Here is a 14,747-nt window from a genome sequence, read left to right as displayed (position 1 = left end):
GGTAGGGCTTCGGCCCTATCGCTGTTATGCCCCTCTGTTTTCTCCCCCTGTATTCACTCATGAAAATGTTAATGCATAAAAATGAATTTTTATGCGTTATGTCATGTGGTTTATTTTTGGCCTTCCCGGCATGTTTTCAAACGCATCACGATTTTTTATCGCTTCCAGACGCGATTCTGCTGCCAGTGGTGAGACAGTTTTGCTGATTTTCTGCGGCTTCAAACAGTATTTTCTAATCTGGCGGTAAATCCGCTGGCGATAGTGCGCAGTGCCCGTTAACCTGATGCTATTTTTATGTCGTCAGGATCAAAAAGAGAGAGACATTATGAAGGATTCATCCATCCGTATTGCGGTTGTAGGTGCGGGCGGCCGTATGGGACGCCAGTTGATTCAGTCTATCGAGCAAATGGACGGCGTAGTATTGGGCGCGGCGCTGGAACGTTCTGGTTCGTCTCTAATAGGTAGCGATGCCGGTGAACTTGCCGGGCTGGGTAAAAGTGGTATTACCGTGAATGAAAGTCTGGATGCCGTGCAGAATGATTTCGATATCTTGATCGACTTCACCCGTCCGGAAGGCACCTTAGCGCATCTGGCATTTTGCCGTCAGCACCGTAAGGGCATGATTATTGGGACAACCGGCTTTGATGACGCAGGGAAGGCGGCGATTAAGCAGGCTGCACAAGATATCGGAATTGTGTTTGCCGCGAACTTCAGCGTTGGCGTCAATGTCATGCTGAAGCTGCTGGAAAAAGCGGCGAAGGTCATGGGCGACTATACTGATATCGAAATCATCGAAGCACACCATCGCCACAAAGTGGATGCGCCGTCTGGCACCGCGCTGGCGATGGGCGAAGCGATTGCCGATGCGCTGGGACGCGATCTGAAGTCTTGTGCCGTGTATGCGCGTGAAGGTCATACCGGTGAACGCGATCCGAAAAGCATTGGTTTTGCGACCGTGCGGGCGGGTGACATTGTCGGTGAACATACGGCGATGTTTGCGGATATTGGCGAGCGCGTTGAGATTACCCACAAGGCATCCAGCCGTATGACGTTTGCCAATGGTGCGGTAAGAGCCGCTATCTGGATTAGTGCGAAAGAAAGCGGTCTTTTCGATATGAAAGATGTGCTTTCTCTGGATGATTTATAGTTTTTAATTTTTTATAAAAAATTATATCTTACTGATAAAGGTGATTATTTTTAATATCACCTTTATTTTTAAGCTTTTGGTTTGGATTTTTTATTATCATTTGTTTTTATCTGTTTTTTAGTCGATTTTTTAGCGGAAATACTTCCCCTTTACTCCTGAAATGTGCCTTACTGGTGATTTGTTATTCTTATTTTAGCGATGTTGTCTCGCAACCGTTTACTTATCTAAGTTGATCGGGTTTTTTACGTCTGTGGGCGGCTATTTATTTCGGAAAGCATAAAAATAAGAGAAAAAAAGCGGTTTGGGTAGACAATCAGGGAGACCATCATTAAAATGCGCCCAATTTGCCAAAAATTGGCCTTACAGGTAGTTTTTGCATTGATTTAGTGGCTCGAATCTGAATTAATATGCAAATAACGTGATTGTTTATTCCTTGGAGGGTGTTTTGATTAAGTCAGCGCTATTGGTTCTGGAAGACGGAACCCAATTCCACGGTCGGGCCATTGGGGCAGAAGGGGCGGCAGTGGGGGAAGTGGTCTTCAATACGTCGATGACCGGTTATCAAGAAATCCTTACTGATCCTTCCTATTCCCGCCAGATTGTCACTCTCACTTATCCCCATATCGGTAATGTCGGCGCCAATGCCAACGATGAAGAATCCCCCTCTGTACAGGCTCAAGGTCTGGTCATTCGCGATTTACCTCTGATTGCCAGCAACTACCGTAGTGAAGAAAGCCTGTCTGAATACCTCAAACGCAACAACATCGTCGCCATTGCTGATATCGATACCCGTAAACTGACCCGTCTGCTGCGTGAAAAGGGCGCACAGAATGGCTGCATCATTGCGGGTGATGCGCCGGACGCCACTGTCGCGTTGGAGAAAGCGAAAGCCTTCCCAGGGTTGAAGGGAATGGATCTGGCAAAAGAAGTGACGACGGCAGAAAGCTACAGCTGGTTACAGGGAAGCTGGACGCTGGAAGGCGAACTGCCTGCGGCGAAAAACGAAAGCGAACTGCCTTACCACGTAGTGGCGTATGACTACGGTGTGAAACGCAACATTTTGCGTATGCTGGTGGATCGCGGCTGCCGCCTGACGGTTGTTCCGGCGCAGACTCCTGCCGAAGATGTGCTGAAGTTGAATCCAGACGGTATTTTCCTTTCTAACGGCCCGGGCGACCCAGAGCCGTGTGACTACGCGATTCGCGCGATCAAAACCTTCCTGGAAACGGATATTCCGGTATTTGGTATCTGCCTGGGTCACCAACTGCTGGCGCTGGCGAGCGGTGCGAAGACCATCAAAATGAAGCTGGGTCACCACGGCGGCAACCATCCGGTAAAAGATCTGGATAACAACTGCGTGATGATTACTGCGCAGAACCACGGTTTTGCGGTGGATGAAGATAATCTGCCTGACACGCTGCGCGTCACGCATAAATCCCTGTTTGACCACACGGTTCAGGGGATTCACCGCACGGATAAGCCAGCGTTCAGCTTCCAGGGGCACCCAGAAGCGAGCCCTGGCCCGCATGATGCTGCGCCGCTGTTCGACCACTTTATTGACTTGATTCAGACTTACCGTTCTTCCGCTAAATAATCAGGAGCGAGACAATGCCAAAACGTACAGATATTAAAAGCATCCTGATTCTGGGCGCCGGCCCGATTGTTATCGGCCAGGCGTGTGAGTTTGACTACTCGGGTGCACAAGCCTGTAAAGCGCTGCGTGAAGAGGGTTACCGCGTTATTCTGGTGAACTCCAACCCGGCAACCATCATGACCGACCCGGAAATGGCCGATGCGACCTACATCGAGCCGATTCACTGGGAAGTGGTGCGCAAAATCATTGAAAAAGAGCGTCCAGACGCGGTGCTGCCAACGATGGGCGGCCAGACCGCGCTGAACTGTGCGCTGGAACTGGAACGTCAGGGCGTGCTGGCCGAGTTCGGCGTCACCATGATTGGTGCAACGGCGGATGCGATTGATAAAGCAGAAGATCGCCGCCGTTTTGACGTCGCGATGAAGAAGATCGGTCTGGACACCGCGCGTTCCGGTATTGCACACACGATGGAAGAAGCGCTGGCCGTGGCGGCTGATGTGGGCTTCCCGTGCATCATCCGTCCTTCCTTCACGATGGGCGGCACCGGTGGCGGTATCGCGTACAACCGCGAAGAGTTTGAAGAGATCTGCGAACGCGGGCTGGATCTTTCGCCAACCAAAGAGCTGCTGATTGATGAATCGCTGATCGGTTGGAAAGAGTACGAGATGGAAGTGGTGCGTGATAAGAACGACAACTGCATCATCGTCTGCTCCATCGAAAACTTCGATGCGATGGGGATCCACACCGGAGACTCCATCACCGTCGCACCTGCACAAACGCTGACCGATAAAGAATATCAAATCATGCGTAACGCCTCGATGGCGGTACTGCGTGAAATCGGCGTAGAAACTGGTGGTTCTAACGTCCAGTTCTCGGTGAACCCGAAAACCGGTCGTCTGATTGTTATCGAAATGAACCCGCGCGTATCGCGTTCTTCCGCACTGGCTTCTAAAGCGACGGGCTTCCCGATTGCAAAAATCGCAGCCAAGCTGGCGGTGGGCTACACGCTCGATGAACTAATGAACGACATCACTGGTGGCCGTACGCCAGCGTCCTTCGAACCCGCTATCGACTACGTGGTCACCAAGATCCCACGTTTCAACTTCGAAAAATTCGCCGGTGCCAACGACCGTTTGACCACGCAGATGAAATCTGTGGGTGAAGTGATGGCGATTGGTCGCACACAGCAGGAATCCCTGCAAAAAGCGCTGCGTGGGCTGGAAGTGGGGGCAACGGGCTTCGATCCGAAAGTGGATTTAGATGACCCTGAAGCACTGACCAAAATTCGCCGCGAGCTGAAAGATGCGGGTGCCGAGCGTATCTGGTACATCGCCGATGCCTTCCGTGCAGGGATGTCAGTCGATGGCGTGTTTAACCTGACTAACGTCGATCGCTGGTTCCTGGTGCAGATTGAAGAGCTGGTGCGTCTGGAAGAGCAGGTCGCAGAAAAAGGCGCAACTGCGCTGGATGCCGAGTTTCTGCGTATGCTGAAGCGTAAAGGCTTTGCCGATGCGCGTCTGGCGAAACTGGCTGGCGTGGCGGAAAGCGAAATTCGCAAGCTGCGCGATAAGTTCGACCTGCACCCGGTGTACAAGCGTGTCGATACCTGTGCGGCAGAATTCGCGACCGACACGGCTTACATGTACTCCACGTATGAAGAAGAGTGTGAAGCTAATCCGAGTCAGGGCCGTGACAAAATCATCGTACTGGGCGGCGGGCCGAACCGTATCGGTCAAGGGATCGAATTTGACTACTGCTGCGTCCACGCTTCACTGGCGCTGCGTGAAGATGGCTATGAAACCATCATGGTCAACTGCAACCCGGAAACCGTTTCAACAGACTATGACACGTCAGACCGTTTGTATTTCGAGCCAGTAACGTTTGAAGACGTGCTGGAAATTGTCCGTATCGAGAAGCCAAAAGGCGTGATCGTGCAGTACGGCGGCCAGACACCGCTGAAACTGGCGCGTGCGCTGGAAGCGGCAGGTGTGCCGGTTATCGGTACCAGCCCGGATGCGATTGACCGTGCAGAAGACCGTGAACGGTTCCAACAGGCGGTTAATCGTCTGGGGCTGAAGCAGCCTGCTAACGCTACGGTAGCGACGATTGAACAGGCGGTAGAAAAAGCGCGTGGCATCGGCTACCCGCTGGTTGTCCGTCCTTCTTATGTTCTGGGCGGCCGCGCGATGGAAATCGTGTATGACGAAATTGACCTGCGTCGCTACTTCCAGACCGCCGTTAGCGTGTCTAACGATGCGCCGGTCCTGTTAGACCGTTTCCTTGACGATGCCATCGAAGTCGATGTCGATGCGATCTGTGACGGTGAGCGTGTACTGATTGGCGGCATCATGGAGCACATCGAGCAGGCAGGGGTTCACTCCGGTGACTCGGCGTGTTCACTGCCTGCTTACACGCTGAGCAAAGAGATTCAGGACGTGATGCGTCAGCAGGTTGAAAAACTGGCGTTTGAACTCTGCGTTCGCGGCCTGATGAACGTGCAGTTTGCGGTGAAGGATAATGAAGTTTATCTGATTGAAGTGAACCCGCGTGCGGCGCGTACTGTACCGTTTGTCTCGAAAGCGACTGGCGTTCCGTTAGCGAAAGTCGCGGCACGCGTGATGGCAGGCAAAACGCTGGCTGAGCAGGGCGTCACCAAAGAAATTATCCCGCCGTACTATTCGGTGAAAGAAGTGGTACTGCCGTTCAACAAATTCCCTGGCGTTGACCCGATTCTGGGGCCAGAAATGCGTTCGACTGGTGAAGTGATGGGCGTGGGCCGCACGTTTGCTGAAGCGTTTGCCAAAGCGATGCTGGGTAGTAACTCGCACATGAAGAAAACCGGACGCGCACTGCTGTCGGTACGTGAAGGCGATAAGGCTCGCGTGGTAGATCTGGCGGCCAAGCTGCTGAAGCACGGTTTTGAACTGGATGCGACGCACGGCACGGCGATTGAACTGGGTGAAGCCGGTATTAATCCGCGTCTGGTGAACAAGGTGCATGAAGGTCGTCCGCACATTCAGGACCGCATCAAGAACGGCGAGTACACCTACATCGTCAACACCACCGCAGGGCGTCAGGCGATTGAAGACTCCAAGCTGATTCGCCGCAGTGCGCTGCAATACAAGGTGCACTACGACACCACGCTGAACGGTGGTTTCGCGACCGCGATGTCATTGACGGCAGATCCGACCGAGAAGGTCACGTCTGTGCAGGAAATGCATGCGATGATTAAAGGCTGATTGACCGACTTCGGTAGGCAGTAAGCCGATAAGAAAAAGCCAGCGTTGGGAACAGCGCTGGCTTTTTTAATTCGGAAATCCCCGGATAGCAGGGCTGGTTTTCAGCGAGTAGCCGTATATTCTCTTGCTGAAACCGCGTGAGTACCGTGAATCCAGAGGTGTTATGTCCAGAACGCAGCGTTTGCTCGAACTTTTACAGCTATTACGCCATCACCGCTTTCCCGTAACGGGAGCGTACCTTGCGGAAAAATTAGGCGTAAGCCAACGAACCCTCTACCGGGATATTGCCACGCTGCAATTGCAGGGGGCGCATATTGAGGGGGAGGCAGGCTTAGGATATATCTTGCGGCCAGGATTTATGTTACCCCCGCTGATGTTTTCAGAAGAGGAAATTGAAGCACTGGTATTGGGCTCGCGCTGGGTGGCAAGAAGAACTGACGAACGTTTAGGGGGCGCTGCCCGTAATGCGTTGATGAAAATTGCGGCGGTATTACCACCAGAGTTGCGTAACGCGCTTGATTCTTCTGGGTTATTAGTGGGGAAGGCAGAATTTACTCCCGCAGTGGTTATCGATTTATCCGCTTTGCGTCACGCTATCAGAGCGGAGCGCCGTACGGAGATCGCATATTGCGGCCTTCAGGGCGATGAGTCTCATCGTATTATCTGGCCGTTCGCATTAGGATTTTTCGATCAAACGCACGTGATTGCCGCCTGGTGCGAGCTTCGTCAGCAGTTTCGTCATTTCAGGGCTGAACGTATCCGTAGCATGACGGTTTTGGATCAGCGTTATCCCCGTCGTCGCCAGCAGTTATTAAAAGAGTGGCATGAAAAAGAAGACATTCCTCGGCAGTAATGGCTACTGACAAAAATTGACAGCGGTGCGTACTACGATGCATTCAGGCAAGCAGAAGCCTTCTGCTTATTACTCACCTGATTACAGAGAATCCCTGATGAACGCACCAAATCTTATTATTTTATATGTGGAAGATGCCGTTACCAGTGAGCGTTTCTATCGTGAACTGTTTGATTTGCAACCTGTTGAGAAGTCGGAAAACTTTGCCATGTTTGCCTTTGACTCCGGGTTGTTATTGGGAGTGTGGTCTAAACATGAGGTTAAACCGGTGGCCCAACTGGCAGGCGGTGGTAGCGAATTGGCCATTCGTGTCGAGAGTGAAACCGCACTAAACGCGATGTATGAAAGCTGGAAGGAACAGGGGATGACCCTGATTCAGGACATCACTCAGATGGATTTCGGTTTGACGTTTGTGGCGATCGATCCCGACCAACATCGGATACGGGTTTATTATGCCAGCTACTAAGCTCGCTTCGACATAAACGCAAACATACCTTCCCAGTGGAAACTGGGAAGGTATTCATATTACGCACCCAATCGCTTCAGGCTAAAAAACACTCCGCAAGCCTAACCCAGCGCGACTTTGATACCCAAGGCGATAAGCACCGTGCCCAGTAGTTTATCCACCAGTTTCTGCACCTTCGCCAGCCCACGCCGTACCGGTTCACTTTGGAAAAGCAGCACCAGCACCGGCCACCAGATGGCAGCGAGCAGCCAGATAATCATGGCGTACCACAACTTTTCACCAAAACCAGAGTGAATATTCAGGACCTGTGTGAACATCGCCAGAAAGAACAGTGTCGCTTTTGGATTAAGTAGATTACAGAGGTAACCTTGCAGGAACGCTTTTTTCAGGCTGACGCTTTGCTGCCCCTGAGTTGATACATCCAGCTTGCTGCCTCCGCGCGCCAATAATGCCTGAATACCGATCCAGATCAGATAGGCGGCGCCTGCATATTTCAGTACATTAAACAGCCACGGTGTCGTCGTGATGACGACGGCCAGCCCGGCGACGCAGTATGCCATGTGTGTTGCTACGCCGCAGATGACGCCCAAAGCGGTCATCAACGCGGCGACGCGTGGATAGCGCGTGGCGTTCTTGATGACGAGGAAAAAGTCAGGGCCGGGAGAGAGCATCCCCAGCGTGGCAATGGTGGCGACAAACAGCGATGTTTCTAGCATAGTCATTCCAGCGAGTGAAAAGAGTAAGAGCGTTTGAAATGATAGCGCCAGAATAATGAATTCGCATCACACTTATTGGTTATTCGGCGGCGATATGTTAACAATTGTCCTTTCATTTTTTGTGGTTAATTTCAGGGGCGGGTTGAGATAACAACATGGTCAGTGAATGTGAGAGCCGTGAATTACTAAGTAATACAAAACGGATGGGGGAAGCGCCACAGCAGCGGGAAATCACCCGGCTGTGCATCCAGTGCGCACTGCTGCTATTACAGCATGGCGCAGAGAGTATGGTCGTGGAACAGCTATCGTCACGGCTGGGTATGGCTCTGGGCGCTGATAGCGTTGAGAGTTCTATCTCGGCAAACTCGATTGTCCTGACCACTATCATGCAAGGACATTGCCTGACGTCGACGCGGAAGAATGTGGACCGCGGCATTAATATGCACGTCGTCATTGAAGTTCAGCATGCGGTCATCATGGCCGAGCATAAACTGCTGGATGTGGCGGGGGTGGAAAAACGTCTGGGGAACATCAAACCCTTGCGCTACCCGCGCTGGCTGATGGTTTCCGTTGTGGCGCTTTCCTGCGGCTGCTTCAGCCGTTTGAATGGCGGCGGGTGGGATGCATTTATCGTCACGCTGATTGCCAGCGGACTGGCGATGTATGTCCGACAGGTGTTTACGGCGCGACATCTGAATCCGTTGATCAACTTCTGTATTACGGCGTTTGTTGCGACGTCAGCATCCGGACTGTTGATGCGTTTACCCACTTTTTCTCAAACCTCAACGGTCGCGATGGCGGCCAGTGTGCTGCTGCTGGTTCCCGGCTTTCCGTTGATTAATGCCGTGGCAGATATGTTTAAAGGGCACGTGAATACCGGTCTGGCACGCTGGACGGTCGCGAGTTTACTGACGCTGGCAACCTGTATTGGCGTTGTGATGGCGATGTCGCTGTGGGGGTTACGCGGATGGGCTTAAGTTTACTGTGGGCGTTCTTACAGGATATGGTGCTGGCGGCGGTGCCTGCGTTGGGCTTTGCGATGGTCTTCAACGTACCGCTGAAAGTGTTGCCCTACTGTGCGCTGCTGGGCGGCGTCGGGCACGGCGTACGGTTCCTGGCGATACATTTCGGTATGAATATTGAGTGGGCGTCGTTTCTGGCGGCAATCCTGATTGGCATCACTGGTATTCGCTGGTCACGCTGGCTGCTGGCGCACCCGAAAGTTTTCACCGTCGCGGCCGTGATCCCGATGTTTCCCGGTATTTCTGCCTACACGGCGATGATTTCGGTAGTGGAGATTTCGCATCTTGGCTACAGCGAAGCGCTGATGAGCGTCATGATGACCAATTTCCTTAAGGCCAGTTTTATCGTCGGCGCACTCTCTATCGGCCTGTCTTTACCGGGAATCTGGCTCTACCGAAAACGGCCGGGAGTATAAAACTCTTATATTACGTTTCGGCCTCGTATCTATATCGACGAGCGAAAGGGCTTTCCGTATAGTGTCAGCAATTTTCTGACCTACAGGGTTTTTTCACCATGGTTATTAGTTTGATTGCTGCACTGGCAGTGGATCGCGTAATCGGTATGGAAAACGCGATGCCGTGGCATTTGCCCGCCGATCTGGCGTGGTTTAAGCGTAATACGCTGAATAAGCCGATTATTATGGGGCGTAATACTTTCCGTTCTATCGGTCAGCCGCTGCCCGGCCGGCTGAACATTGTCGTCAGTAATCATCCCGGTGATGACGATCGTGTGACCTGGGTCTCTTCGCTGGATGCTGCGCTGGTGGCGGCGGGCGACGTTGAAGAAGTGATGGTGATTGGCGGCGGCAGTATTTATCAGCAAATGCTGGCGCAGGCTAACCGTCTTTACCTGACTCACATTGATGCTGAAGTGGAAGGCGACACGCATTTCCCTGACTATGAGCCGGATGAATGGCAGTCTGTTTTCAGCGAATTCCATGATGCTGACGAGCGCAACTCACACAGTTACTGCTTCGAGATTCTGGAACGCCGCTAGGCGCATAGCATCACCCACATCTTTCTAAGTTTGCTCTGGTGGCCGCTTGGAGAATATCTGGTTGTGGGCGAGTAAAAAAATCAGGCATAGTTTTGTGAGCAACTTATTGTACTAACCATTCACTGTGTGTTCCTCTATGCCGTCTTTCAAAGAGCCAGCCATTCTCCTGCTACGCCTTGGCCTTGCTTCATCGCACTTTCTCTGGGCTATCATCCTGACATTAAATAATTACGACTGAGAGCTCAGAATGACTGCGGTGGAATTAAGCCGTCCTCCTCGACGGCACGATTGCCGCCGAGGAGGACGTATTTGGCAACTCGTGTCGTTACTTGCCGCCTTTGGTAAGATAGCTGAGGAATCGGTTCTCGGGATCCACCTTTTTTCGGATACGTTCCAGTTGCTCAGCGTTTTTTATGCTGTGCACGGGCGCATCACGGTAGAGCAGCCCTTCGTCGGCCAATCCCATCCCCTTAGCGAAGGGTTCGAGCATTGATATTGATCGCATGGAAGCGGAACGTCCAGTGCTGTCCTGTTTCGGGTCATTCCATCCACTGATTGCACAGGCGTAGATTTTTCCCGCCATCGAAAAGAGCGAATCCTGAAACGGGAGAGGAGAAGGCCAACCGTAAACGACAAGGTGCGAAGGCCACGGTGGCAGTACATTAGCCGCCTCAACAATTGCGGCAGCCAAGTCGTCCGAACCTTGATCGAACCATGCGTTGTCGCCAGCCCAGCGATAGCCTTCCAGATACAGCCCGTCTGTACCAGCCAAGAGTGTCGCCATGTCGGTTATGGCCGTGGGTGAACTACTGATTGCCTTGTGACGAACAGGGCAACTATCAAAAATCTCGAGTGCTTGTCGACCAGTCGACTCGTCTGACAAAAACGAGATGGCTTCGACCCGATACTGCGCTTTTTCCGTGGGAGACGGACGGCTACAGAACACAAACCATTCTACCTCGTTTGGAAGCTGCTCTTGTAGGCCGAAGGACCACTTCATAATTTCTTCGCCGCATTCTTCCGGATAAATTTCCTGACGATGAAGCAGGCACTTGGGCTGCGTGAAACAGGACACATGGAAGTGGGTCACAATACCGAAGTAGCCTGAACCTGCTCCCCGTGCACCCCAGTAGTACTCCGGATTTTCCGTTGCGTTAGCGTGGATTAGCCTGCCATCGGCAGTGACGACGTCGACCGCTCGGACATTGGTGCATGCAACGCCCAAGGCACGTGAATTCCATCCCCATCCACCCTGCAGAAGAAATCCGCCAATGCCCACACTTGGGCAATGACCTGCTGGAAAGAACAAATCGTTATCTGCGAGTGTTCCAACAACCTGTTTCACCTTTGCACCCGTTCCAATTACCGCGGTCGACGACTCTCGATCAACCGTAATGTCATTGATTTCCCCCAGATCAATCAACATAGAATCTTGCCTGACGCAGGATGCCGTCCAACTATGTCCGCCAGACCTGGCCTTGATCTGCAAACCCTTTTCAGCGGCCAACTTGACCGCATCCGCGACATCCGCAGCAGATTGCGGGCGTACGATTACGGCTGGCTCTCGTTCCGGCTTCATGGCATTCCAAACAATGTCGTTCAACACTTCGCGAAAACCGCTTTCGCCGCGAAAGATAATTGTTCCGCTAAAACTCATCCCGATCTCCTAGGTTTGTTCATCTGGTTGGTAAATCGACATATCTAGACTTGTTCAGATGTTCCGATTTTGTCAATACCTTTGTTGAGTTGTAAAAGAAAAGTGGTCAAATTTGTGTAAGAGGTACAGAAAGCGTGGAGATGCACGCCGCCCGAAAGTTCACGATAAAAGACGTCTCCAGAGCCGCAGGTGTTTCGCTTTACGCAGTCTCTTGCCTAAAGACAAATCGTAATTCCCCCTTGATAGCGTGTTGAGCAATCAGGCAGCTCTTCGCGATCTAACAGCGATCCTCAACTTGCTGGAATAGACACTTTCAATTTTGTTCGTCGATGGTGGTACGTAGGTTCTCAAAGCGAGGTCAACGTCAGTCGGTATGACGCAATCTATTTAAAGCAGTGCGTCATGTAGCGTCAATTTAAGTGAGGTTGCGAAGTTGATGCTTTTCAAGATTGTCCTGATCATCTCAGTAAGAAAAGGGAACGCTCGTTACGCTTAGCAAAAGGGGGGGAACTGATGCATTCTGGCAATAGCATTCGCGGTGTGGTGGTTTACTGAGAAGCTGAACCGATCTGTTCTGTCGGCTCATCAGGTATTTCACTGGTGCTCTCCAATGACGTTCATGGAGCGCTGCCTGACTTTGGCGAGTTAAAGGAGGAAGACTTTGGTGACCAAAATCGCAATACATCCTAACATCGACAATCAGTTTGCAGGAAGTGGTACATCGTTCTCCGGTGGTACGCTGGTGTGTGAGTGTACAAGGAAATCAGTCAGGGTCCGCGTTAAAGGTGATATAGCTCATAACCACGCCTGCGGATGCACAAAGTGCTGGAAGCCCGATGGTGCTGTCTTCTCCGTAGTTGCTGTCGCCCCCACAAACAATGTGGAAGTCATCGAGCATGCTGAAAAATTAATGGTGGTCGATTCTGCCGCGTTAATCCAGCGGCATGCTTGTAAGGAGTGTGGCGTTCACATGTATGGTCCGGTGGAACGCGATCATCCATTTCAGGGACTTGCGTTCATCCATCCTGAGCGATTTGAGGAGGAGGGCTGGGCCAAACCCGGATTTGCTGCGTTCGTTTCGTCAATTATCGAGAGTGGTACGAACCCTTCGCGTATGGAGGAAATACGAGGCCAGCTCAAGGAATTGGGTCTTGAACCCTTCGATTGCCTGTCTCCGGATCTTATGGACTACATTGCCACATGGACGGCGAGGAAGGCGGGAGTTCTTCCTAACTGATGAATCTGAATTTTCTAATGATGACTTAACACTGTTGTGCTGACGCGGCTTGCCGCCTCAAGGCGTTTAAATTTGATCTGTAAGCTTGAATAAAAAGGATTAAATATGTCAGATAATCAGGAAAATCTGCTTTCTAACGGACAGTGGCTCAATGAGCCGAAGGTATGGAAGAACGACCAAGGCTCGATAACGCTGACGACGGATAAGGGAACTGACTTCTGGCGTGAGACGTTTTCGAACGTCATTCGTGACACAGGACATTTTTTCGGCGTGAAGACTGGCAGTGAGTTCACCGCGCAGGTTCGTGTGTGCGGGAAATTCGAAAAGCATTATGATCAGGCTGGCATCATGGTTCGTATCGATGACAAGAACTGGATGAAATCCGGGATCGAATATTCGGGAGGCTTGCCCAAGCTTGGTAGCGTAATCACAAACGTCAAGTCCGATTTCGCCGCTTCCGATTACCACGGTGATGCAAAGGACTTCTATATGAAGGTCTCTGTGGGAAAAGGCACATTAAGACTATACGTGTCCTCTAACGGTGGTGACTGGTCTTTAATTCGACTCGCTCCATTCCCTGAAGCAGATCACTACCTTGTTGGTCCGATGGCTTCTACACCTGAACGTGAGGGACTGGAGGTGACTTTCTCGGACTTCAATTTATCAGCAGCGATGTAATGGATTCCCCCTAAAGCAGCCGATGCCATACTTTTACTGACTGTGTAATGGTCAAGCCATATGGGCCACGGTTTTACAGTAAGAACGGTATATGTTATCTGATTCTTCCTGCGTCAGTCCTCCGTTGTAATGGTGAGGCCTGACGCTGTTGTCGTCATTCAATATATAGCCACTGATTTGTTGCCGGGCTGCATCTTTGCACCGATAACCCTTTGCAGGTACCTATTCTGTTTTCAGGCTACGGAGAAGCGCTTCATTGGACTGTTATCCCAGCAGTTTCCTTGCCGACTGACGCTTTTTTTATGAGAGGTTGTTGATATTTCAAGCCCGTATAGTGGCTTCCTTGATCGCTATAACAGCGAGCGTCATCATTCCTCCCTGAATAATCTGATGCCGGATGAATAGCGACTGATGATTGAAAAAACCGTAAACCTCAAAATTGTGTGTAAATAAATCAGGGAGCCTTACAGGATGCCAGACAGTCCCAGAAAAGATAGTCATATCATATACTAAAATAGATTGTGAAAATTTTAGCAGATAACGTTGCTTAAAGAGAAAAAAATGAGCAGAACTCCACCACCCACATTGACGTATTTTTTTAGCATTATAGGATCTGCTTTTTTAGCAGAAAAAACAAATGCATTGCTGACAGCGACAAGCCATGTTCCCATAATTAAAATATGCACTGAAGCCAAAATTAGATAATTAACCATGTGGCCACTAGCACCAGCAAACTGCGAAACGACTGTAAGATAAAACATAACGGCTTTAGGATTGAACACATTTGCCAGATATGCTTCTTTCAGCGTGAAGGTAAGAACATTCCCATTACATTCAACGCGTTGATTCTTCATACCACTACTGATGAGCTGAATACCTAACCAAAATAGATAAGCTGTTCCTGCAATTTTCAGAATATTAAATATAGCAGGAGAAGCAACAAGTATGGCTGTTATGCCGAGGCCTATAAGCGTTGCATGCGTGTATATGCCAAGAGCGGTTCCAGCCAATGTTTTTAATAGCCCACGCCGTCCACCCGAAATGGCACTGTTCATAGCGAGGGTAAAACTCGCTCCAGGGGAAAGCGCAATGGGAAGTAAAGCAGGTATAAAACCAAGAATATCAATTTCCATATATCCTA

General features: G+C 50.9%; 13 protein-coding genes and 1 pseudogene. 10 read left to right on the top strand and 4 right to left on the bottom strand.

Annotated elements, in window-relative coordinates:
* The first annotated feature begins 325 nt into the window (after positions 1-325).
* The 5 genes from dapB (at position 326) to O1Q74_RS17040 (ending at position 7,299) form a co-directional block, all read left to right on the top strand.
* Positions 326-1,147 (top strand): 4-hydroxy-tetrahydrodipicolinate reductase, encoded by an 822-nt coding sequence (dapB, locus tag O1Q74_RS17060; protein ID WP_271874776.1) that lies wholly within the window; start codon positions 326-328, stop codon positions 1,145-1,147.
* A gap of 445 nt (positions 1,148-1,592) precedes the next feature.
* Complete coding sequence (gene carA / locus O1Q74_RS17055) at positions 1,593-2,741, top strand: glutamine-hydrolyzing carbamoyl-phosphate synthase small subunit (protein ID WP_271874775.1); 1,149 nt, start codon at positions 1,593-1,595, stop codon at positions 2,739-2,741.
* A 14-nt stretch (positions 2,742-2,755) separates the two neighbouring features.
* Positions 2,756-5,980 carry a carbamoyl-phosphate synthase large subunit gene (carB, locus tag O1Q74_RS17050; RefSeq protein WP_271874774.1) on the top strand — a complete coding sequence of 1,075 codons (3,225 nt, stop codon included), beginning with the start codon at positions 2,756-2,758 and terminating at the stop codon, positions 5,978-5,980.
* 163 nt (positions 5,981-6,143) lie between these two features.
* Positions 6,144-6,833 carry a helix-turn-helix transcriptional regulator gene (locus tag O1Q74_RS17045; protein ID WP_271874773.1) on the top strand — a complete coding sequence of 230 codons (690 nt, stop codon included), beginning with the start codon at positions 6,144-6,146 and terminating at the stop codon, positions 6,831-6,833.
* A 97-nt stretch (positions 6,834-6,930) separates the two neighbouring features.
* Positions 6,931-7,299 (top strand): VOC family protein, encoded by a 369-nt coding sequence (locus O1Q74_RS17040; RefSeq protein ID WP_271874772.1) that lies wholly within the window; start codon positions 6,931-6,933, stop codon positions 7,297-7,299.
* A 101-nt stretch (positions 7,300-7,400) separates the two neighbouring features.
* Here O1Q74_RS17040 and O1Q74_RS17035 read toward each other — a convergent pair whose 3' ends face one another.
* Positions 7,401-8,015, bottom strand: coding sequence for a LysE family transporter (locus O1Q74_RS17035; RefSeq protein WP_271874771.1), 615 nt, complete (start codon positions 8,013-8,015; stop codon positions 7,401-7,403).
* Positions 8,016-8,218: 203 nt separating this feature from the next.
* Between O1Q74_RS17035 and O1Q74_RS17030 the strand changes: the two genes are divergently transcribed.
* The 3 genes from O1Q74_RS17030 (at position 8,219) to folA (ending at position 10,034) form a co-directional block, all read left to right on the top strand.
* The gene (locus O1Q74_RS17030) at positions 8,219-8,992 is read left to right on the top strand and encodes a threonine/serine exporter family protein (protein ID WP_271878972.1); all 774 of its coding nucleotides are present in this window, start codon (positions 8,219-8,221) and stop codon (positions 8,990-8,992) included.
* A complete protein-coding gene (locus tag O1Q74_RS17025; RefSeq protein ID WP_271874770.1) occupies positions 8,983-9,453 on the top strand; it encodes a threonine/serine exporter in 471 nt (156 codons plus the stop codon). The genes O1Q74_RS17030 and O1Q74_RS17025 overlap by 10 nt, the downstream gene beginning before the upstream one ends.
* A gap of 98 nt (positions 9,454-9,551) precedes the next feature.
* Positions 9,552-10,034 carry a type 3 dihydrofolate reductase gene (gene folA / locus O1Q74_RS17020; RefSeq protein ID WP_271874769.1) on the top strand — a complete coding sequence of 161 codons (483 nt, stop codon included), beginning with the start codon at positions 9,552-9,554 and terminating at the stop codon, positions 10,032-10,034.
* Positions 10,035-10,359: 325 nt separating this feature from the next.
* Here the strand turns inward: folA and O1Q74_RS17015 are convergent, their stop codons facing one another.
* On the bottom strand, positions 10,360-11,691 hold the full coding sequence (locus tag O1Q74_RS17015; protein WP_271874768.1) for an FAD-binding oxidoreductase: 1,332 nt from the start codon (positions 11,689-11,691) through the stop codon (positions 10,360-10,362).
* A gap of 664 nt (positions 11,692-12,355) precedes the next feature.
* Here O1Q74_RS17015 and gfa point away from each other — a divergent pair.
* Complete coding sequence (gene gfa / locus O1Q74_RS17010) at positions 12,356-12,928, top strand: S-(hydroxymethyl)glutathione synthase (RefSeq protein ID WP_271874767.1); 573 nt, start codon at positions 12,356-12,358, stop codon at positions 12,926-12,928.
* Positions 12,929-13,033: 105 nt separating this feature from the next.
* On the top strand, positions 13,034-13,606 hold the full coding sequence (locus O1Q74_RS17005) for a DUF1349 domain-containing protein (protein ID WP_271874766.1): 573 nt from the start codon (positions 13,034-13,036) through the stop codon (positions 13,604-13,606).
* Between the two features lie 51 nt (positions 13,607-13,657).
* On the opposite strand, the pseudogene O1Q74_RS17000 reads toward O1Q74_RS17005, so the two are convergent.
* A pseudogene (locus tag O1Q74_RS17000) lies at positions 13,658-13,964 on the bottom strand (IS3 family transposase); the annotation flags it as partial.
* Positions 13,965-14,136: 172 nt separating this feature from the next.
* Positions 14,137-14,739, bottom strand: coding sequence for a LysE family translocator (locus O1Q74_RS16995; RefSeq protein ID WP_271874765.1), 603 nt, complete (start codon positions 14,737-14,739; stop codon positions 14,137-14,139).
* Positions 14,740-14,747: the final 8 nt, after the last annotated feature.

Source organism: Pectobacterium sp. A5351 (assembly GCF_028335745.1).
In the GTDB taxonomy this organism is placed as follows: domain Bacteria; phylum Pseudomonadota; class Gammaproteobacteria; order Enterobacterales; family Enterobacteriaceae; genus Pectobacterium.
Note: the sequence above shows the minus strand (reverse complement) of the source record. Positions and strands in the feature narration are given on the sequence as shown.